The organism is bacterium (assembly GCA_021371935.1).
In the GTDB taxonomy this organism is placed as follows: domain Bacteria; phylum Armatimonadota; class UBA5829; order UBA5829; family UBA5829; genus UBA5829.
Window position 1 is genome coordinate 230185 of record JAJFVF010000013.1, and the last position, 19582, is coordinate 249766.

The 19582-nt window shown below is 50.8% G+C and carries 22 protein-coding genes and 1 tRNA gene; 7 read left to right on the top strand and 16 right to left on the bottom strand.

All coding sequences use genetic code 11. From position 1 onward, the window contains the following. Nucleotides 1-8 precede the first annotated feature (8 nt). The 4 genes from LLG46_11115 to LLG46_11130 are packed head-to-tail and all read right to left on the bottom strand — an operon-like array spanning nucleotide 9 to nucleotide 2309. Entirely contained in the window at nucleotides 9-374 is a 366-nt protein-coding gene (locus LLG46_11115) for a cytochrome c maturation protein CcmE (protein MCE5323849.1), read from the bottom strand. Beyond that, nucleotides 371-1018 carry a cytochrome c biogenesis protein gene (locus tag LLG46_11120; GenBank protein ID MCE5323850.1) on the bottom strand — a complete coding sequence of 216 codons (648 nt, stop codon included), beginning with the start codon at nucleotides 1016-1018 and terminating at the stop codon, nucleotides 371-373. The genes LLG46_11115 and LLG46_11120 overlap by 4 nt, the downstream gene beginning before the upstream one ends. Further along, nucleotides 1006-1695, bottom strand: a complete 690-nt coding sequence (locus tag LLG46_11125) for a heme exporter protein CcmB (GenBank protein ID MCE5323851.1) — start codon at nucleotides 1693-1695, stop codon at nucleotides 1006-1008. Before LLG46_11125 ends, LLG46_11120 begins: the two co-directional genes overlap by 13 nt. After that, nucleotides 1692-2309 carry an ABC transporter ATP-binding protein gene (locus LLG46_11130; protein MCE5323852.1) on the bottom strand — a complete coding sequence of 206 codons (618 nt, stop codon included), beginning with the start codon at nucleotides 2307-2309 and terminating at the stop codon, nucleotides 1692-1694. Before LLG46_11130 ends, LLG46_11125 begins: the two co-directional genes overlap by 4 nt. 120 nt (nucleotides 2310-2429) lie before the next feature. Here LLG46_11130 and LLG46_11135 point away from each other — a divergent pair. Continuing rightward, nucleotides 2430-2504 (top strand) — tRNA-Ile (locus LLG46_11135). On the opposite strand, the gene LLG46_11140 is transcribed toward LLG46_11135, so the two are convergent. The 8 genes from LLG46_11140 to LLG46_11175 form a co-directional block, all read right to left on the bottom strand. After that, nucleotides 2505-2801, bottom strand: a complete 297-nt coding sequence (locus LLG46_11140) for an acylphosphatase (protein ID MCE5323853.1) — start codon at nucleotides 2799-2801, stop codon at nucleotides 2505-2507. It lies immediately after the preceding tRNA gene. Continuing rightward, a complete protein-coding gene (locus LLG46_11145) occupies nucleotides 2801-3763 on the bottom strand; it encodes a Gfo/Idh/MocA family oxidoreductase (protein ID MCE5323854.1) in 963 nt (320 codons plus the stop codon). The genes LLG46_11140 and LLG46_11145 overlap by 1 nt, the downstream gene beginning before the upstream one ends. 6 nt (nucleotides 3764-3769) lie before the next feature. Next, nucleotides 3770-4237, bottom strand: a complete 468-nt coding sequence (locus LLG46_11150) for a HEAT repeat domain-containing protein (GenBank protein ID MCE5323855.1) — start codon at nucleotides 4235-4237, stop codon at nucleotides 3770-3772. A gap of 11 nt (nucleotides 4238-4248) precedes the next feature. Then, complete coding sequence (kdsA, locus tag LLG46_11155; protein ID MCE5323856.1) at nucleotides 4249-5067, bottom strand: 3-deoxy-8-phosphooctulonate synthase; 819 nt, start codon at nucleotides 5065-5067, stop codon at nucleotides 4249-4251. 122 nt (nucleotides 5068-5189) lie between these two features. Then, nucleotides 5190-5912, bottom strand: coding sequence for a 3-deoxy-manno-octulosonate cytidylyltransferase (kdsB, locus tag LLG46_11160; protein MCE5323857.1), 723 nt, complete (start codon nucleotides 5910-5912; stop codon nucleotides 5190-5192). A gap of 40 nt (nucleotides 5913-5952) precedes the next feature. After that, the gene (dprA, locus tag LLG46_11165) at nucleotides 5953-7047 is read right to left on the bottom strand and encodes a DNA-processing protein DprA (protein MCE5323858.1); all 1095 of its coding nucleotides are present in this window, start codon (nucleotides 7045-7047) and stop codon (nucleotides 5953-5955) included. Nucleotides 7048-7081: 34 nt separating this feature from the next. After that, a complete protein-coding gene (locus LLG46_11170; GenBank protein ID MCE5323859.1) occupies nucleotides 7082-8803 on the bottom strand; it encodes a PQQ-binding-like beta-propeller repeat protein in 1722 nt (573 codons plus the stop codon). Between the two features lie 116 nt (nucleotides 8804-8919). Further along, entirely contained in the window at nucleotides 8920-9630 is a 711-nt protein-coding gene (locus LLG46_11175; GenBank protein ID MCE5323860.1) for a hypothetical protein, read from the bottom strand. Between the two features lie 248 nt (nucleotides 9631-9878). Between LLG46_11175 and LLG46_11180 the strand changes: the two genes are divergently transcribed. Together LLG46_11180 and LLG46_11185 are read left to right on the top strand one after the other, a co-directional pair. Then, complete coding sequence (locus LLG46_11180; GenBank protein MCE5323861.1) at nucleotides 9879-10991, top strand: IMP cyclohydrolase; 1113 nt, start codon at nucleotides 9879-9881, stop codon at nucleotides 10989-10991. Nucleotides 10992-11249: 258 nt separating this feature from the next. Then, nucleotides 11250-11888, top strand: coding sequence for a hypothetical protein (locus LLG46_11185; GenBank protein MCE5323862.1), 639 nt, complete (start codon nucleotides 11250-11252; stop codon nucleotides 11886-11888). 3 nt (nucleotides 11889-11891) lie between these two features. On the opposite strand, the gene LLG46_11190 is transcribed toward LLG46_11185, so the two are convergent. Then, the gene (locus LLG46_11190; protein MCE5323863.1) at nucleotides 11892-12494 is read right to left on the bottom strand and encodes a uracil-DNA glycosylase; all 603 of its coding nucleotides are present in this window, start codon (nucleotides 12492-12494) and stop codon (nucleotides 11892-11894) included. Between the two features lie 66 nt (nucleotides 12495-12560). Between LLG46_11190 and LLG46_11195 the strand changes: the two genes are divergently transcribed. The 4 genes from LLG46_11195 (at nucleotide 12561) to LLG46_11210 (ending at nucleotide 15437) form a co-directional block, all read left to right on the top strand. Continuing rightward, nucleotides 12561-13313, top strand: coding sequence for a hypothetical protein (locus LLG46_11195; protein ID MCE5323864.1), 753 nt, complete (start codon nucleotides 12561-12563; stop codon nucleotides 13311-13313). Nucleotides 13314-13475: 162 nt separating this feature from the next. Beyond that, on the top strand, nucleotides 13476-14192 hold the full coding sequence (gene hisA, locus LLG46_11200) for a 1-(5-phosphoribosyl)-5-[(5-phosphoribosylamino)methylideneamino]imidazole-4-carboxamide isomerase (GenBank protein MCE5323865.1): 717 nt from the start codon (nucleotides 13476-13478) through the stop codon (nucleotides 14190-14192). A gap of 15 nt (nucleotides 14193-14207) precedes the next feature. Further along, a complete protein-coding gene (locus LLG46_11205; protein ID MCE5323866.1) occupies nucleotides 14208-14930 on the top strand; it encodes a 1-(5-phosphoribosyl)-5-((5-phosphoribosylamino)methylideneamino)imidazole-4-carboxamide isomerase in 723 nt (240 codons plus the stop codon). A gap of 120 nt (nucleotides 14931-15050) precedes the next feature. Further along, nucleotides 15051-15437: a S1 RNA-binding domain-containing protein gene (locus LLG46_11210; GenBank protein ID MCE5323867.1), complete on the top strand. Its 387-nt coding sequence runs from the start codon at nucleotides 15051-15053 to the stop codon at nucleotides 15435-15437. Here LLG46_11210 and LLG46_11215 read toward each other — a convergent pair whose 3' ends face one another. The 3 genes from LLG46_11215 to LLG46_11225 form a co-directional block, all read right to left on the bottom strand. Then, nucleotides 15438-16328 (bottom strand): sugar phosphate isomerase/epimerase, encoded by an 891-nt coding sequence (locus LLG46_11215; GenBank protein MCE5323868.1) that lies wholly within the window; start codon nucleotides 16326-16328, stop codon nucleotides 15438-15440. Nucleotides 16329-16521: 193 nt separating this feature from the next. Then, entirely contained in the window at nucleotides 16522-17799 is a 1278-nt protein-coding gene (locus tag LLG46_11220; protein ID MCE5323869.1) for an aminotransferase class III-fold pyridoxal phosphate-dependent enzyme, read from the bottom strand. A gap of 216 nt (nucleotides 17800-18015) precedes the next feature. After that, nucleotides 18016-19554, bottom strand: a complete 1539-nt coding sequence (locus tag LLG46_11225) for a flotillin family protein (protein MCE5323870.1) — start codon at nucleotides 19552-19554, stop codon at nucleotides 18016-18018. Nucleotides 19555-19582 lie beyond the last annotated feature (28 nt).

Below are 19582 nucleotides of genomic sequence, written 5' to 3' on the forward strand. Positions count from 1 at the left end.
ATACTAAATCATCTGTATTTGGACGGGCACTTGAGCAGGATCTGGTCAGCTATAAACTCGCCACCTGTGTATTTTCCTCGCACAAGAGCCTTCTCCGACGTATCAAAATTAGCCGGTTTCACGCCTTTATAATTCACTTTGAGCATAACACCCCTGTCGTCAGCAAGTACGAAGATCAGCTTGCTGGCGGAGTCGAAATAGTAGACTGTGTCAGGCACTATTTTGCCTATGAACTGCACAGGTCCGCCGTCTGATTTGCGCACTTCGGACACACGGGTCAAATAAGGAGCGCGGGCAGCAGTCATTTCCCTTACTCCGAGACATCCGAACCCCAATATCACGACCGCGCCGATTATATATGGAAGCCTGCTCACTTTTTGCCTCGTGTGATCAACTTTGCGACCTGTGATCTGAAGACCAATACATACAGCCACAGCGCGCTCAGCGCTGCAGCCGATATCGCTATCCGATATTCAGGTGACAGACCGCCGCTTGTAAGTGTGTCTGTAGGATGCAGCCCGCCGAGCAGCCTTGGAAGCACGAATACCAGATACGGCATTACCACACACGCAAGGATGTTATATACCGCCCCCACCCTGGCACGTGCCTGTCTGCCTGGGATCGCACTTCTGAGAGTGAAATATGCTGCGTATACAATCAAGAGCATGAGTATGGTGGTCTCACGAGGGTCCCAGTTCCATGCGGCTCCCCACTCCAGTTTTGCAAATACCATTCCGCTCAATGTCGCCAACACAGTAAATGCGAACCCAAGCCCTGCCGATACTGACGACTTGATATCCAGGTCCACCCTGCCCTTTGCAAGGTGTGCTATGGCATAAATGGTGGATACCACATAAGCAGCCACTGCGAGTATTGCGCACGGCACATGAATTATGACAATCCGCGCCGCGCCAGGGTTAGCGAAACCAATTGCAGGCGGCACACAGACTATCACGCCCGCCACAACAGCCAGCGTCCACACTGCCCAAGCAATAAATGTTTTTCCTAGTCTTCCCATATAAACCTGAACAACATTAGACTCGCTGTGATGAGTGTGATTGTGTAATATATCAACAGCCTCAGATCGCTTATTGCACTTTGGCCGCCTATTGCCAGACTGGATCCGTGGATCGCCAGAGCCAGTGCCGGAATAAGCAGCGGAAAACTGATTACGGCAAACAGTGCCCCTTTCACAGATGCGCGCGCAACCATGGCAGCAGAGATCGTAGCTCCCGCGCTCAGTGCAAGCCCGCCGAATATCAACAGCGCGATCAGCATGCCCCAGTCCGAGACACAGCAGTTCATGAAGACAGCAAAGAGCGGCACGCATACAATTTCCATCGCGATCAATATCGACCAGTTGAAGATCAGCTTGCCAAGATAGACCGCATTCGGCCGTGCTGCGAGTTTGAGCGTGCCTGATGTAAATGATTCGTCCTCATGCACAAACGACCTGCTCAGTCCCGACATGGCCGAAAAGTATATTATCAGCCATAACAGCGTCGATGTGACCGATGCCTCACCGCCCCAGATATTCGACGTGAACGACACGGCGATTGTGCTGGTAATCGCAAACAGTAGCACAGCGCCTATTGCATGGCGAGCGCGCAGTTCGCAGGTCATATCTTTGCGCAATATAGCCCATGCAGAGTGCACATAGTGAACCAGACCTGCCTGCCTGCCGACAGATTTCATCGTGCGACCTCGCTCAGGTCGACATAAGACTCGCACATGGCGGCCTCATCGGCATCGTTTGTGGCCAGCACAACAATACCCCGTTTAGCCCGGCGGTCAACCATATCCCGCACCATTTCGATGCCTTTTTTGTCGAGATTGGTTGACGGTTCGTCCAACAGCAGCACTGTCGGATCATGAATCAGCGCAGCAGCATAACATGCGCGCCTCTGTAAACCCGAAGAGAGGTTTTTTACCATGTCGTCCGCACGATCGGTGATATTGACCTCATCAAGAACCGCATTTATTTTGGTCGACCCGAGTCCTCTGGCAGACGCAATAAATTTAAGGTTTTCGCGAACTGTAAGCTCGCCATATAGCCGGATATCAGGCGCAACCAGCCCAACAATATCCCGCACGCACTCTCGTGACACATGGACACCGTCAATCTCCAGGCTGACTTGACCCACAGTCGGGGTGAGCAGACCGGCGATGATCCTGGTGAGTGTTGACTTGCCGGAACCGTTCGGACCGGTGATTGCCATACGAGCGCCGTCGAATGTGAAGTTGATATCGTGCAGCACTTCACGATCGTCATACTCGTGGCTCAGGTTTGATATCTGCAGTTTGACCATTAGCACATCAATTATCCCACCTCAACTGCACCTGGTCAAGCTGAGCGATAGCCAATAAAAATGAAGAGCAGTGCTTGCACGTACCGCCATAAAAGTGGTATATTATATTGCAATTGGCGTGGGCCCATAGCTCAGCGGTAGAGCGGGCGGCTCATAACCGCTTGGTCCTTGGTTCGAATCCGAGTGGGCCCACCATCATCTTGTGGACGCGGCAAAGAACGTCTTGTATTCGCCAGTAGCAGGTGACCACACAGCGTGGACGTTTTCTATATAGCTCATCCTCGGACCGTTCTTGAGGGCAACCAACATAGCTTCAAGCGGTCCTTCTTCACCTTCGGCGATAACCTCGACATCTCCATTGCGTAAATTCCGCACCAGACCGACCAGATGCAGCATGCGAGCCTGTTCGATAACGAAATACCTAAAGCCCACACCCTGCACTCGCCCCTGCACCACTGCCCTGAGCCGCTTTGTGCTGCCCTCATATTCCATCACAGGCTCTTTACACCAACTGGCATGCCGGTTTCGGCGGACTCGTTGCAGGCTAGAGTGACAGCCAGAGTCTTCATCGCGTCGCTATATGTGGAGCGTATATTGTCAGTGTTGCCCAGCCTTATAGCATCAATGAATGCACGGTTTTCGGCAAGCATGGAATTCGCACCGCTTGTGAATACTTCGGTATGACCCGGCTCGATCACCTTAAGGTCGCCGTGGATTTCCAGCACCAGGTCCTTGGCTATAATATCCAGCCCAACGGTATATGGCAGACTGAGCATACATGTGTTGGATATGCAGCCAACAGCACCGCTCTTGAACTTGAGCGATGCAGTACCCACATCATATATGTCGGAGCGATCATCCAGGTCACGGCGCGAATAGAGCGCAAATACTTCGTCGATCTCACCGCACAAGTATCGCGCCAGGTCGAATATATGAGTAGTCTGATCGACCATCTGCCCGCCTGACTCATTCATATTTCGCCACCATGACACACACGGCATCCCGCCCATCCAGTAGCCCTGGACCATACCGATTGTCCTACCCGACAGAATCTGCATAGCGCGGTCGGTAGTGGTCAGATAGCGCCAATGGTAGCCGACTGCGGAGATTATCTTGTTTTTTTCTATCGCGTCTCTAATCCTGCCGGCTGTTTCCAGACTCCGCGCCACAGGCTTCTCGACGAACAGATGAATACCCTTTTCTATTGCCGTCAATTCCTGGCATTCATGCGCGAAAGGCGGCACGCAAATATAGAGCGCATCCATATGCTCTGATGAGATCATCTCGCGATAATCGGCATATGGTTTCGCCAAATATTTTGCTGCAGTCGATTCAGCGCGATCACGGTCGACATCAGTGACCGCGACTATCTGCACATCTTCTATAGCCTGAAGCATATTCATATGCGCATTAGCTATTCCGCCCGCGCCAATAAATCCGACTCTAACTGACATATATCCTCACTTGTGAAATTCGTCAACGGCACTTTCAGCCTCTTGTCTAACAATTTTGTTATTATCTTGCATATGGCGTCTTAACGCCGGCAGTGAACGTGTGTCCTTTATACGCCTAAGAGACGTAACAGCAACACGGCGCACATATGGGTCTTCATGATCCGTCAAGGCAATGAGTGTGGGCACTGCAAGAGAATCACCTATCACACCCAAAGCTGATGCCGATTCCATTACCAAGCCATCAGGATTATGTGGATTTTTCTCCCAAGCTCTATCTATCTCACTGCAAATAGCAGGGACAGCTGACTTGCCCAATCGCGCTATTGCTCTTGAATCCGGTTGTTGATGAAATCCACCCAATGGTGCATGGATCACATGTATGCGATAGGCAACAACGCCATATTGAAACAAGTAAGCAATAAAAACACCTAACACAAAAAACACAGTATACATTGCACGCTGTTGGTTCATCATCGACACATTCTTTATCCCACAAGAGCATTTTCAATCGCTTTTGCATCAGACAAAACCTTAGGCAGATCGGCGAGTGCAAGCATGCTTGCGGCATCGCACAATCCATGCGGCGGATCAGGGTGAACCTCCATAAATAGCGCATCCACACCCACTGCAACCGCACCCCTCACCAGATGCGGGACAAACTCCCTTGCCCCACCCGATGCATTGCCCAGTCCACCCGGCCTCTGCACTGCATGAGTGGCATCGAAAACCACCGGGCAGCCGAGAGAGCGCATCACAGGCAGACTTGTCATATCCACAACCAGAGTGTTGTAACCGAACGATACGCCGCGCTCAGTCAGACTGATATTCTCATTACCGGTGCTTTTGGCCTTGCCGACACTGTTTTTCATATCCCACGGAGCTAGGAACTGACCCTTCTTGATGTTCACACACTTGCCGGTCTCAGCAGCGGCGACTATCAGGTCAGTCTGCCTGCACAAGAATGCAGGAATCTGTAGAATATCAACGACCTCGGCGGCCGGCTTTGCCTGATAGCTTTCATGGATGTCGGTCAACACCGGCACACCCAGCTTCGACTTCACCGACGCCAGAATTTCCAGACCCTTATCGATGCCGGGTCCTCTGAACGACTCGACGGACGTTCTGTTCGCCTTATCGAATGAAGCCTTGAATATATATGGTATTCCGAGGCCATCGCAGATACGCTTGGCCTCGCGCCCTACCTCAAGGCAGATGTCCTCTGACTCAATCACGCATGGACCAGCAATCAGCACAAGCCCCTTTCCGTCACCAAACTCAACACTGCCTGCCTTGGCAATTATCATAGTATTATCTCCTTAGTTCCAATCGCATGTCATTTCCGCGAAAGCGGAAATCCAGACACCTATATTTCGTCGATACTTCGATCACTGGATTCCCAGTCAAGCTGGGAATGACAATATGAGTATCAGAACATGAGTGCGGCGCATACACGTTCAAGATCCTCCTGAGTATCCACACCCATCGGTCTGTCCGCAATCTCGACCATCTTTATTTTATATCCGTGCTCCAAAACTCGGAGTTGTTCCAGCGATTCGGCCATCTCAAGCGGCGTTGGCTCCATCGCGGCAAACTTCAATAAAAACTGCCTCGTGTATGCATACAGCCCCACATGACCGTATACACTCCTGCCGACCAGCGGTTTTCTCTCATATGGAATGGGACTGCGCGAGAAATACATCGCGTAGTTATCGGCAGTGACCACGACCTTCACCAGGTTCGGGTCCTTCGCCGATTCAGAGTCAATTGGGACCATAAGGCTGGACATATTCAGGTCAGGCTCTTTGTCAAACGGCTCAATCGCCAAATCAATCGACTTGGGATCAATCAGCGGCTCGTCACCTTGGACATTGACTATAAGCTGAGAATCGATGTTCTCTGCCACCTCGGCGAGCCTGTCAGTGCCCGAGCGATGCTTATCCGAGGTCATTACTACCTCGCCGCCGAACGCCTCCACGGCGTCAATGATCTCTTTGTCACAGGTCGCCACAATCACTCTATCGACAGACTCAGCCTGAGATGCACGCTGGTATACCCAGGCGATCATAGGCTTACCGCAGATATCGACCAGTGGTTTACCGGGGAACCTTGTCGCGGCCATACGCGCAGGGATAATTACTGTAGCTTTCATAGTGGGATTTTAGCACAAAGGTATGGCTCATTGGAAGAGGCTAAAGCGCGCGTATGTATGCGTTTCCCGGCACGCGCCTTATGAGGTTTTTCATTTCAAGGACGGTCAGCGTGCCCGAGACCATAGGCGCGCTCAGAGATGATTTCTCTATTATCTCGTCCACCTGCATAGGGTCGAGCGAGAGCAGAGAAATAATATCGCGTTCCTGGTCACTCAGCGATTCTATCGGAAGCGCTAACTGGTTCTGAACATCCGTATCATTTGTTTCCAGGCCAAGTTCTTCGAGTATATCCTCCGCGCTTTCAACCAGCTTTGCTCCATCTTTTATGAGCTGATGACAGCCGGAATTGCGCTCATCATCCACGTTGCCGGGAACTGCATAAATATCCTTTCCCTGCTGCAGAGCAAAGTCCGCCGTCAGCAGAGCTCCAGACTTTATGGGACATTGACACACAAGTAATCCCATACTCATTCCGCTGATCAGACGGTTTCGCGATGGAAATCTCCATGACTCGGGTGCAGAACCTATTGGGAACTCTGTGACCACTGCGCCACTGTCGGCAATCAAATCGAACAAACCGGCATTTTCAGCCGGATAGACTACATCTATTCCACAGCCCAGAAGAGCTATTGTCCTTCCTTTAGCTTCGAGTGCGCCCTTGTGAGCCGCAGTATCGATGCCGCGTGCGCCGCCGCTTACAATGGTCAGACCGCGTTTTGCGAGGACCGTGCCTATATTCTCGGCGATGGACTTGCCATAAACATTTGCTTTTCTTGAACCGACAACACCCACAGCCAGCTTATCAGACTCGATGATTTCTCCTCGGACGTATAGCATGACAGGTGGATCATAAATTTTTCTGAGGTTAGGCGGATACTTTTCCGATGTGATGGGGATTATTGCTATTTTTCTGGCATCGATTACTCGCAGATCACGCTCAATCGCGGCAGGAGCATTTTCAAGTATTTTTACTCTGCCCTTTTCAGTAAGCTGTTCCAATTCCTGAAGTTCGGCTTCCGATGCCTCAAATACAGCCTCGGGGCTGCCGAACCGCTCTATTAGAGCAGCGGCAGCCCTTGGTGTCAACTCCAACCGACTCAGCCTGAGCCAAGCCCTGAGTTCTTGTTCGCTCATTTTCATATGCGTGACTTTTTCACGCTCATAGTCATTATTCGTCCGGTGTGGGCGCTTCACCACCGCCCGTATCTGTATCTGTGGGAGTGTTCGGAACACCAGGCATTGGTGGAGGCGGAGGCGGCGAATTTTGATCGCCACCGGGATTTGATCCTCCCCATGTCCTGCGATTGTTGGTAGTGTTAGGTGTTGTCTTTTGGTTTTTCTTCGTTGTCTCTTTGGTTTTCTTTCCAGTCTGCTCTGAAACAGCCCTCTTGGGCGCAGGCAGAGTGTTGTCTGCAAAGAAGAACCATTCTTTGTTTAGTGTATTGCCGAAGTAATCCTTTGCAGTAATTTTTATCGTGTGAATTCCATCCGGCAACTTGGTAACCGGCTTACCGTCTTCGGCCAACTCGGTGATATAGGTAACCGTGGAGGTTTCAAGGTCGGTCTTGTATGCCACTGCATTGCCGTCCAGTGTCATTGCAACACTGTTAAAGTCAACCCCACTGCCGATATCATATATGATAGCCGACATCTTAATAGGGGGAACACCAGACATTGCTATGGCATTTGGAGGCGATAGCTTATACTCCGTGGGTGATTCATTATCAGAAGCCTGCGGAGAGAAGCAATGGAGCACTCCATCGTCAGTCATTACAATCAGTGATTGGTCTGCCACGGTCGGCGAACTTGCGGCATCAACATAATTCGAGCCCGGCATGGTGATAAGCGATGGAGAAGCAATATAGCGCCACTTCAAAGTGCCGTCTTCTACTGAATATGCAGCAACGACTCCCTTGCTTGTAGTGACGAACAGTGTGTCTTTTGCAATAATCGGACTCGACATTGGAGAAGCTCCAATGTCGATAGGTGCTGTCCATTTCAGCTTGGGCTGCCTGCCGTTGAGCGTATAGGCATATATTTTTTTGTCGCGGCATGGAACATAAATTTCCTGTCCAACAGCGGCAGGGCTTGCAGATGCATCTGAGGGCAAAGTAATCATCCATTTAGTCTGGCCGCTTCTGATCGGAAGCCCATATACGGTGTTGGATATTGCCATAATTACCAGGTTATTGGCAATAACCGGCGATGTTCTGACCGGGGCGCCCGGCAATCTAAATATCCACTTACATGTCCCGCTGCTCTTGTTTATGCCGTACAGAAGCCCATCCATACATGCCGCCACCACAATCCCCGAGTTGACTGCCACACTCTGAGCAAAATCATCTCGTGTTGTAAATGGAGACGACCATATCGCTTCACCAGTTTCGGCATCCACGGCGTATATTGAGTTGTCATCCGCCCCAAAATAGATCACTCCGTCATCGATTACGGGTGAACTCCTTATAGCTCCACGAGTCTGATATGCCCATTGAAAGACACCTGTCTCGGCATCAACGCAATACATATTTCCATCAACAGAAGTGAAGTATATGTTCCCGCCGTAATATGCAGGAGTGGTCTTCACAGAGCCGGCAAGTGGTCTGTCTGAGGGGTACTGCCATTTTTTTACACCCGTCGCCATATCGAGCGCATATATATTTGATCCACTCGCAAAATAACACACTCCATCTACAACAAGCGGCGATGACGGGTTATTATCAAACTTCAGCGAAGTGAATTCCCAATTCAAAGCAAGGGGTAGCTCAATTTTTTCAGATGTATAGCCATCTTGATTGGGATCGTAGTGTCCCATAGTGCAGTCTGCAGAAAAAGCAGATGAAGAGGCTGTCAACAAAATAGCTGCCAGAAGACCGGCACGCCTGATAAACATCGATATTCCTCCAGGATTGTAGCCCTACAGGCACAATTATACCGCCGCACGGCGGGAGCGTCAAATGGCATGTAGAATCACTGGTTAGACGCTGATTATTATCTTCGGGTTCCTCGTCAGAAAAACTTGAAGGTTACATTGACGCCGCCGACATTGATCGTCGCCTGGCCGTCCGATGGGTTTACCTGCGCATTCGATACACTCTCAGTGCTGGTCTGATCTGCGACTTTACCGGTGCGTTTGACATCCCCATTTGCATAGACGAGAATTTTTCCTGAGTCGCCGCGAATATCCAAGCTGCCATTGAACTCATATAAAGCCAGCGGTGTATCCACCCGTTTGCTTGCTCCCATAGACCCATTCACTTCAAATGAGCCGCCTATCTCAAAGTCTACAGGAACGCTTAGGCTTCCCAGAGACACCCTTCCCGAACCGCTTATTGCGCCTCCTCTGGCCACATTCATCGAGGCATCAGCAATCGGCTTTGGTGATGATTTGACCGTGCCCCTGCCCGAAAGACCGTTTTCATCAAGAGTGAGTTTGGCTTGAATATCAGCACCTGCCGAGTCTGTATTCAGAGATATGGAACCCGTTACCTCTTCATTTGATGATCTGCTGAGAGATATGCTCTGGTCACCAAGCAAACCAAGGGACACAGTTCCCTTTGCGCTGCCGGAGCCGTCAGGTCGAGTGGTACCGCTTATGTCGGTGATGTTGAATCCGGCTATTGTCAGCTTTTCCGGCCACTGCCAGCCCTGCTCATCGGCTGTGCATGAAGCCGCTATGCATATCATCAGTATTATAAATATAATCGCGTTGCGCAGCATCTACTGCATCCCCCAATATTTTGATATGTATATTATAGACGATACAAAACGCGGCAATTACCCTAAATCCTGAAGGAGTCCTCGGTTTGAAGTACAAGTATAGCACTGTCGGACAAAAAGCACATCCGCAAGATATGGTCGAGTTTCGTGACAGAAACTGCGAAACGTCTTAATATTGCGCTGACTGTTGGAAAGCGGGTCTGGACTCACCACTTTCCACTCTCAGCTATTTTCGAGGTAGAATCACAATGAGCGAAAATTACAGGGCAAAATATTTCAGCCGCACAGAAAGTGGCTTTCCCGATGAGGTCGAGATTCTAGGGACAACATATGTGAAGGTCGAGGACCTCAGATATGGCACAAACCCACATCAGGGAGCAAGTTTCTATAGACCAAAAGGCTCATCAGGCCTGCCTTTTGGCGATATGATCCAGCTAAAGAGCGGCAAATCCGGTCTATCCGAGACCAACTATGGTGACCTCAACCATGGCTCGAACATAGTGAAATACTTCGACAGACCTGCATGCGCCGTGATGAAACACTTGAACCCAAGCGGAGCCGCAGTCCGGGTCGGCGACCAGGACACTCGCACTGTATATCTTCGCGCACGCGATGCTGATGCCATAGCAGCATTCGGCAGCACAGTAGTCTTCAACACAAAAGTAGACGCCGATACTGCAAAAGAGATCATGACCACCGTGGTCGAGGTTGTTGCCGCGCCCGATTTCGACGATGATGCCCTGCAGATCCTAAACGATCATGATACATATAAGATGAACAAAGAGATCAGGGTCATCAAGATGCCCAATATCTCAAGTCTTCCGAAATGGGTCGGTGACCATGCTGCTCCTACCATAAAGACTCTTGCAGATGGCACTGTCGTTGTGGCAGAACCGTTGCTGACAAACATCAAAAGTGCCGCGGACCTTGCACCCGCTACCACGGAGCACGCAAAACATGGCAAATTCGTTATTGAAAAGCAGCCGACAGCCGCTCAGCTCGATGACCTGCTCTTCAGTTGGTATGTGAACCTCAACGTCCGCTCCAACGGCGTCGTGATCGCGAAAAACGGCGTAACGATTGCGGTCGGCACAGGCCAGCAGGACCGCGTCACTGCTGTCCGCCAGGCAATCCAGAAAGCCAAAGAGAAATTCAAAGGCAGTGAGGGACTCGAAGGAGCTGTGATGAGTTCGGACGCATTTTTCCCTTTCCGCGATAGCGTAGATGCAGCAGCCGAGGCAGGAATCACGGCGATTGTCCAACCAGGAGGCTCAGTCCGCGATTGGGAGTCCATCAAGGCATGCAATGAGCATGGCATTACTATGGTCTTTACCGGCGAAAGGTGCTTCTCACACCACTAACTTCTGATTTAGTATTTAGTATTTGGGATTGAGTATTTGTACTTCACTTATTGCACATAGTGTGTCGGAATGGCGGTATTCTGACACACTATGTCTTGCAGCACCAGCCTTTGTCATGAATTCACACCGGTATTATTGCCTGTTTTTTCCATAAGTGTGCCATAATATTTGACTGTGCCGTTATTTTGAGGTATATTCGTACCATAGGATCAAACCCTGTAAATTGGCACGGATAGCAATACTAGAGGTGATTGACATATGCTGAATATACTACGCAGGTCTTGGTTGGTCTTTGCTGTTGCGCTGATCACAATCAGCACATCGGCATATGCCGAATCCTGGAGCTCATTCAAAGATGCATCATTCACCAATGTCAGCATTACGCCTTCATTTGCCACTGATACCATGACATATACCGTATCACTCGCCTCATCTCCAATGATCACAATCGCGGGCATAACATATAACATCTCATGGATACAGGGATTTTATGCCCTTTCGAGCGATGGGATCAGCACGTTCTATGCAGGCGGCAGCAACATTGTGGACCCGACTAATAGTAAAAATATCCTCTGGAAGTGGGATACGACACCAAATGCAAGCTCGCCGGACGATTATATCGTGGCAGGCTGGAGCGCTCAGGGCACCGAAGACCGCATATTGCCCGGCAACGATAAGTCATTCACATACACTGATTTTCAGATACCGATGGATACTTCGGTAATTCTCGGCCTGCATGTAGGTTATGTGAACAACGGCCAGCAGACAGTCGTGACGGCATTTTTCAAGGAAACCGAAAACACATCGGTTCCCGAAGCACCTGCATCACTACTGGTTGCATTGGGTGGACCAATGATCGGGGTGGCATCGCTGCTTCGAAAGCGCTTTAGCCGATAAATATCATATATTATGTTTCATCAATTCCGCAGCGACAATCAGTAAGTCGCGGCGGAATTTTTTTATTACCTCCCCATCGTTCATCCCACCAAACCGTGCAACGTAACCTGGATGAAATGTGGCCATCACACGTGATCCGAAAGGTCCACCGAACCAGATGCCTTCATTCTCCGTCATCGCGAATGGCCTGTGGATCAGCACTCCCGCCGACACACTCCCCAAGCACAATATCAACGCCGGACCCACAATCTCCACCTCGCGCAAAAGCACACCCGACCATACCTCGATTTCCCTTGCAGAAGGTGTACGGTTTATGCGTCTGGTTCCCTTCATTCTGAATGACCAGCATTTGGCAGTGTTTGTAATATATACACAGCGGCGTTCGATACCCGCCATATCGAGTTCACGATCAAGAAAACAACCTACTTTGCCGACAAATGGCCTGCCTATGCGGTCCTCATCGATGCCTGGAGCTTCACCCACAATCATCAGAGCTGAATCAAGACTCCCCTCCCCCCACACAAGGTTTGTCGAGAGGTCACAAAATTCTTTTTTCAGTGTCAGCGCATCAATTTTCAGGCGATCCATTCGCTTGTTCTTGTCCATTCGGGTTCCTCAAATGGCATGCTATGGGTATCAACCTTGATGAATGTATACCCTCGGAGGAATCATTTGACCGGCCTTGGGACAAAAGGCAAGCTGGGAATAGTCTTTGCACTGCATGAGGAAGCAGCAGGGCTTGCGCGCGTACTGGCCGAGTCCAGGTCAGCCGTCCGCATGCGAAATGGTGACATTGCGTGCCTCATAGGTCAACTGGAAGTGTATGCAGTCATAGGCGGGGTTGGGCAAGCCGGATGTCGGAAAGCGGTTAATACACTAATCGACTCCGGCGCCGGATGGATAATATCCTCTGGTTTTGCTGCCGGGCTTGACCCTGCCGCGAAAGTCGGAGATGTTGTTATCGCGGATCGAATAATCACGACTCAGCCCGGCCAAGCCACATATCAAAGTGACCCCGGACTCCTGGCAGCCCTGCCTCCTCGGGACACAAACAGAGAATTTTCCGTGTATACTTGTGATATGGTCTCTGTTGATAACGTCATAGGCAGCCCGGAAGAAAAGAAAAATATCTATTTGTCAACCGGAGCAGGGGCGCTAGACATGGAGTCATACGCGGCGGCCGCCGCATGCTGCAGGCGAGGGGTCCCATTTGCAGCCATACGGAGTATAAGCGACACCGCATCCGACTCTATCCCCGAGCACATAATCACACTTATCTCAATCGAGAGCACCTGGAGACAATTGTTATATATAGCAAGCAGACCTCATATATGGCAAAACGTCAGACAAATGCGTAAAAACGCCGGCAGCGCCGCAAACAACCTGGCCGATGTCCTGGGATTTATGTTGTTAAGGATGATATAACTAAGCAATTTACGCTAAGTAAAGTGCATAATCCGGGTCTCCGAGAGTATTATTCACGTTTCTCGTGAATAATGCGGGCTAGCGCAATTACCCCAACGTTTGATATACTAATTTATTGCATAAATATTACTGTCGAGTGACATGCGGAGGCTGGCGATTACATTGGAACTGATTCCTGCAATAGATATGATGGACGGAAAGTGTGTCCGGCTGATGCAGGGTCGGTTCGATGATGTGACTATTTTCGCTGATGATCCGGCACAGATTGCGCGCCGGTGGGAAGATGAAGGCGCACAGCGTCTGCATCTTGTCGACCTCAACGGTTCACGCATGGGCGCACCGCAGGAGACCGAGTCTATCAAACGGATCGTTGCAGCCGTAAAGATTCCTGTCGAACTCGGCGGCGGCATCCGAAGCCTGCAAACGGCAAAGCAGATGCTGGATATAGGTGTTGGTCGAGTGATTATCGGCACATCAGCCGCTCTGGACAGCCATCTTGCCGAGACTATCTTCAAAGAACTCGGCGAGAGAGCGGTGTTGGGTGTGGATGCACGCGATGGATACGTGGCGATCAAGGGCTGGGAAGAGACCACGCGCGAAAAGGCAGTCGATTTCACGCTCAGAATGCAGTCTCTCGGCGCAAAGCGTGTGATATATACCGATATTTCGCGGGACGGCATGCTTGCAGGAACAAACATTGCTGCGATGAAGCATATGGCCCAATCTATCGATATTCCGGTCATTGCATCGGGCGGTATCAGCACAATCGAAGATATCAAACAGCTTAAATCGCTGGAAAATATTGGAATAGAGGGAGCAATTCTCGGCAAGGCGCTCTATACAGGTGATCTTTCGCTTGCCGAGGCTCTGGCAATATAATTCTCTGGAGGAAAGATGGAAGTAATCCCGGGTATAGACCTGCTCGATGACAAATGCGTGTGTCCTGTGCACATGTCTTTTGGACAGAACACACCGCATTCTCACGACCCCGGGCATGTCGCCAAGACCTGGGCAGACCAGGGAGCACGTCGGTTGTATTTAGCCGATCTCGAAGGCGCCCGCATGGGCGAGCCTCAAAACCTCAAAGCGGTGAAAATGATAATCGAAACCGCAAAGATCCCAGTCGACCTCGGCGGTGGAATACGAAGTGTAGATACTGCAAAACGGGTCCTCGACCTGGGTGTGGGTAGGATCGTAGTAGGGACAAGCGCTGCATTGGAGGATCAGTTCGCAAAGGAGCTTTTCAGCACGCTTGGTGACAGGACAATATTGAGCCTGGCGAGCCTCAACGGCTACGTGGCTGTCCGTGACTGGCAGGCAAGGACCGATGAACGCGCGGATGATTTTGCAAAGCGCATGTGTGATCTTGGAGCGCGCCGCATTGTCTTCACAGATGTATCCCGAAAAGGCATGCATGGCGGCGTAAATATAATCGCAGTCAAACGCATGGCTGAGAAACTCAATGTGCCGATTATCGCATCCGGCGGAGTCAGCAGCCTTATAGATATCCAAGAATTAAAAGCCCTCGAACCAATAGGTGTCGAGGGTGTTGTTTTAGTTACTGCAATTTATTCTGGTACAATAAATCTTGCCGATGCCATAGCCGCCGGTATTTAGGACTTGACAAACAGCAAAAACCGTCTATATACTGTGGCGATATATATTGTGTGACTTATTGCATATTTACGGGTAGTTTGCGTTTTGGTAATCAATACGCCCGGAGGATTGTCCTACAATATGGCAATAGAAATTGGAAGCACGCAAAAAGGCCTCGTGCTCAAGGTTGCCGAATACGGCGCTATAGTGCGATTGCCTGAAGGCAGCACTGGACTCGTCCACATATCAGAAATAGCCAATACTTACGTGCGCGATATACGTGACTACATAAGTGAAGGCGACGATATCAAGGTCAAGGTATTGCGTATCGGCCCCAAAGGGCGTTTCGAGTTGTCCATCAAACAATGCGACCCGAACGTTGTAAGTCCACAGAGTAAACCCACAATACCGGTTGCAGCAGGTGTCGGAGCATCATTTGAAGACAGGCTCTCTAAATTCTTGAAAGACAGCGAGGAGCGCATGCATGACATCAAACGCCGCAATGAGTCGAAACGCGGGCGCAAGTAACTAATATACTCTGCTGTTGGCGGCGCAGGCGTCTTTCATTATCTTCTCGAAGCGGCGGCCGTATTCCACATACGTATCGAACTTGATCTGTTCATCCGACCTGACTGACGCATCGTGGTATACCACAGCCATATGAGGCTCAATCGAGAACCCACCATCGTAACCACTCGCAATCAGATCATTTACAATCTTCACTACGTCGCCTTCGCCTTCACCGGGATACGTGAACGTAGCTTTTTTGGCCTGCTCATCCCAGATGCCGTCCTTTATGTGGACATAAGCCACTTGCTCTTTCACATGCGAATAAAACTCCCACGATGACTGCATCGGGTATGGCTTGGGCTTTGTCTTGTCGAGATTGCAGACGGGGTTACCGGTGTCATAAACGAGCTTGAGGCCGGGCACATTCTCCAGAATTTTGAGAGTGTATGTCCATCCCATGCCGCCATAGTTCATGCAGTTCTCATGCACACACTGCAAGCCCGCATCTGCAAACATAGCCTGAATCAGCCGAAGCCGTTTGAAGCGTTCCTGCTCCATCTGGTCATCAGGCTCGTGATCCGCCAAAACAGCGAAACTCATGATGCGAATCAGCTTGCATCCAAGCTTCTGCATCCTGGGTATTGCTCGCTTAGCCTCGGCTATAGATGAGTCAACCGGCTCGTCAATTTTTTTTGCCCAGTTTCCGATTGCCGAGCCGAAACAGTTTATCTTTACACCGGCATCCTGCAGCTTGCCATAGACAATATCAAAATCGCTGTCAGTCAAGTCATGAATATTTGTGTTGTTGATAGCCCGCGACTCGACATTGCACCATCCGAGTTCCTTTGTGGCCCTTATCTGACCATCTACATCAACAGCGGCTTCGTCGGCGAATCCGGTGAGAAACATTCTTGTAACCTCAATGTAAGTTTCTATCAGTATATCACCGGCATTCGAGCTATATCAACAGCTTTCTATGGCAGTAATTGCTCAATTTATGATCATTATCTCTCATTTTGTCTGACAGTTGGATAGTCTGATCGATGATCGTAATGTTGATCTCCCCAACATATCATTTCGAGCACAACGAGAAATCCGCTCTTTACAATGCTTCCGTTATGCCTTCCAGTATCTCAGCAGTCTCTGCCACAGCTTCACCGACCGCATCAATCGCGCGCTGCAGTTCGTCTTCGTCGATAATGAGCGGCGGCTCCAGGCGGATCACCTTAGGGTTATTGAGGCTGTATGCAACAAGCACATCACGGCGTCCGCAACCCGCAATCACAAGAGCGGCAAAGTCCTCATGATCGAACTCGACACCTGCAAGCAGGCCCTTACCCCGAACATCCTTCACAACATTCGGATATAACTTCTGAACAGTCTTCAGGCCGTCAAGGAGCTTGTGACCGAGAACTTCCGAGCGCCTGACCACGCCCTCTTCAATCGTCGTTTTTATCGCTGCAATCACTGCTGCACAAGCCAGCGGGTTTCCGCCGAATGTGGTCGAGTGAAGATACGGGTTTTTGCCGAACATGGAGTCCCATATGTCCGCGTCTGCCGAGAATGCACCCACAGGCATTACGCCGCCGCCGAGAGCCTTGGCCATGGTGACTATGTCGGGCTGAATGCCGTAGTGTTCGGCCGCAAACATCCTGCCCGTGCGGCCATATCCTGTGCGCACCTCATCGCATATCAATAGAGCGCCGTTTGCATCGCAAATCTCACGAACTTTCGGGAAGTAATCATCCGGCGGGATATTAACGCCTGCCTCACCCTGCACAATTTCCAGGATCACAGCGGCTGTTTTGTCGCTGATTGCATTTTCAAGAGCATCCGCATCACCAAATGGAACCTGCTGCGCTATGGGAAGCAGAGGCTTGAACGGCTCCTTATAGATATCTCTGCCGGAAACCGACAGGCTCCCGAAACTTTTGCCATGAAATCCATTGACAGCGCCTATATACTCGCTGCGACCCGTGTGAATACGTGCAGCCTTCAGCGCACCCTCAACTGCTTCCGTGCCGGAGTTGCACAAAAATGAATAATTGATATCTCCGGGCAGAACAGATGCCATAGCCTCGCATGCATCAGCCAGTTCGGTGGACATGAAGAAATGGCTCTTCAGCGCTTCTTTTTCGAGCTGTTTTCTGACTGCCTCAACCACTTTCGGATGCCTGTGACCCAGGCTGAATGCGCCGTAGCCGCCCACACAGTCCAGAAACTTTCGCCCTGATATATCCCATATATAACAGCCCTCCGCCTTGTCTTCAGGCACATCGAAACCGCTGAACTTGAGTATGTTAGCTTGTCCCGGGCTGACGTATTTTCTATATTTCTCCGCGGTCTGCTCGCTGATTCGCTCCACCGCCGATTCATCCATCATAATCATTTCCTCCATGAAAAATGCCGCCTGCAATAAGCAGACGGCACTATCATACATCGTTTCGGCCTGCACATTCAAGTCAGGTACGAAGTAGTTCAGTTTTACGAGAGCAAATATGGCTCGGTGGGAACCTCGCCCTCCCAGAAAGCTCATTATTGGGAGGGCGAAGCTCCTGCTGAGCCGAAAATCCCCGGATAACTGAACTCTGCCAAGTCAGACCTTTGGTTTATCGTCAGCCTTTGCCTCAGGTGCGGCATCAGTGCTCGGCTTGGGTTCAGTCTTAGCTGCAGGCGCCGGTTTAGCCTTGCGTCCGCCAAAACCCTGCGGGATGCTCTTTAGCAATTCCTCAAGGTTCATGCCGGTCAGAGCCTGGATCATCGGAGGAAGCTGCGCAACCACATTCACCACATCCTGCGTCACTTTGGACGCACCTGCGCTGCCGTCGCCTCCGCCGCCTACGACCACGATCTTCTCAGTCTTCGAGAGCGGTTCGGATACAGCCTTAGCAAGCTGTGGCAGGTTCTCAATCACGACCTGCAGGATAGCCGCCTCGTTATATTGCTGCCATGCTTCGGCTTTCTTTGCCATCGCAAGAGCTTCAGCCTGGCCCTTCGCCTGAACTACTTCAGCATCAGCCAGACCCTTAGCCTTGGCCGCATCGGCTTCGGCAATACCTACCTGCCTGGTCGCTTCAGCCTGACCTGACGCGGTCGCCTGCAGTCTGTATTGCTCGGCTTCGGCAAGTTGCTGAATCTTGGAGCGTTCAGCCATGGCAGGCCGCTCGACTGTGGCAGCGAGTTCCTTCTCTCTGCGCAAAATTTCCTGCTCCTGGACCTCGATCTGCTTCTGCTTTTCGACCACCTGCACCTGCACCTCTTCCGACCTGACAAGTTGCTCGGTCTTGAACTTCTGCAGATCATATGCAAGGTCGGACGCCGCCTCTTTCTGCTTCACGGACGCATTGTATTCGGCCAACTTGGACTTATAGTCCCTGTCGGCTTCCGCCACTTTGGTGTCGGCCTCGAATTTGGCCGACTGAGCGAGTTGATTGGCCTGAGCAGACTTTATAGTTGAGTCTCTTTGAGCCTCGGCTTCGGCAATCGATGCATCTCTCTTGACCAGTGCGATCCTTGGTCGACCCCATGCTTCGAGGTAACCTTGAGTGTCGCGAATATCTTTGATAACGAACGAAACCACTTGCAGACCCATATTGGCCAGATCGCCCGCTGATACTTCCTGCACTCTCTGAGCAAATGAATCACGATTGGTGACCAGTTCCTCGACGTTCATCGTGCCGATAATAGCGCGCAAATGCCCTTCCAGCGTCTGATGCGCGATCTCGGCTATCTGCGCCTGGGTCTTATCCAGAAACTGCTCGGCGGCAGTCGCGATGGATGTGTCGTCACCTCGGACCTTGATCTGGGCAACGCCTTCCACCAGCACAGGCACGCCCTGGACGCTGTATACGGCGGGCGTTGTAATATCGATTGTCATCAGTTCCAGAGACAGATAGGAATATGTCTCGACAATCGGCAGCACAACGACGCCCCCACCCTTCACGATGCGGAAACCACGTGTCCCGCGTTCGCCGGACATTGCATCGCGATAGTGCCTTTTCTTACCGTAAACGACCAACACCTGGTTTGGTCCGGCCTTGCGATAGCGGCTTGCGGCGATCATGAAGATCAGCACGAAGAATATTACAACCGCAACTACCGTAGTCACAACACCACTTGGATTCAGAATGTCCATACCTTCACTACTCCTCTCGAAACTAAGA

Excerpts from the sequence above, each read along its gene's own strand:
- LLG46_11120 (MCE5323850.1), bottom strand. The coding sequence starts at position 1,018 with ATGGGAAGACTAGGAAAAACATTTATTGCTTGGGCAGTGTGGACGCTG.
- LLG46_11220 (MCE5323869.1), bottom strand. The coding sequence starts at position 17,799 with ATGGATGAATCGGCGGTGGAGCGAATCAGCGAGCAGACCGCGGAGAAA.
- LLG46_11205 (MCE5323866.1), top strand. The coding sequence starts at position 14,208 with ATGGAAGTAATCCCGGGTATAGACCTGCTCGATGACAAATGCGTGTGT.
- LLG46_11215 (MCE5323868.1), bottom strand. The coding sequence starts at position 16,328 with ATGTTTCTCACCGGATTCGCCGACGAAGCCGCTGTTGATGTAGATGGT.
- LLG46_11125 (MCE5323851.1), bottom strand. The coding sequence starts at position 1,695 with ATGAAATCTGTCGGCAGGCAGGCAGGTCTGGTTCACTATGTGCACTCT.
- LLG46_11140 (MCE5323853.1), bottom strand. The coding sequence starts at position 2,801 with ATGGAATATGAGGGCAGCACAAAGCGGCTCAGGGCAGTGGTGCAGGGG.
- LLG46_11190 (MCE5323863.1), bottom strand. The coding sequence starts at position 12,494 with ATGGACAAGAACAAGCGAATGGATCGCCTGAAAATTGATGCGCTGACA.
- dprA (MCE5323858.1), bottom strand. The coding sequence starts at position 7,047 with ATGAGCGAACAAGAACTCAGGGCTTGGCTCAGGCTGAGTCGGTTGGAG.
- LLG46_11145 (MCE5323854.1), bottom strand. The coding sequence starts at position 3,763 with ATGTCAGTTAGAGTCGGATTTATTGGCGCGGGCGGAATAGCTAATGCG.
- LLG46_11210 (MCE5323867.1), top strand. The coding sequence starts at position 15,051 with ATGGCAATAGAAATTGGAAGCACGCAAAAAGGCCTCGTGCTCAAGGTT.
- LLG46_11170 (MCE5323859.1), bottom strand. The coding sequence starts at position 8,803 with ATGTTTATCAGGCGTGCCGGTCTTCTGGCAGCTATTTTGTTGACAGCC.
- LLG46_11180 (MCE5323861.1), top strand. The coding sequence starts at position 9,879 with ATGAGCGAAAATTACAGGGCAAAATATTTCAGCCGCACAGAAAGTGGC.
- LLG46_11130 (MCE5323852.1), bottom strand. The coding sequence starts at position 2,309 with ATGGTCAAACTGCAGATATCAAACCTGAGCCACGAGTATGACGATCGT.
- LLG46_11225 (MCE5323870.1), bottom strand. The coding sequence starts at position 19,554 with ATGGACATTCTGAATCCAAGTGGTGTTGTGACTACGGTAGTTGCGGTT.
- LLG46_11150 (MCE5323855.1), bottom strand. The coding sequence starts at position 4,237 with ATGATGAACCAACAGCGTGCAATGTATACTGTGTTTTTTGTGTTAGGT.
- LLG46_11185 (MCE5323862.1), top strand. The coding sequence starts at position 11,250 with ATGCTGAATATACTACGCAGGTCTTGGTTGGTCTTTGCTGTTGCGCTG.
- kdsB (MCE5323857.1), bottom strand. The coding sequence starts at position 5,912 with ATGAAAGCTACAGTAATTATCCCTGCGCGTATGGCCGCGACAAGGTTC.
- LLG46_11175 (MCE5323860.1), bottom strand. The coding sequence starts at position 9,630 with ATGCTGCGCAACGCGATTATATTTATAATACTGATGATATGCATAGCG.
- kdsA (MCE5323856.1), bottom strand. The coding sequence starts at position 5,067 with ATGATAATTGCCAAGGCAGGCAGTGTTGAGTTTGGTGACGGAAAGGGG.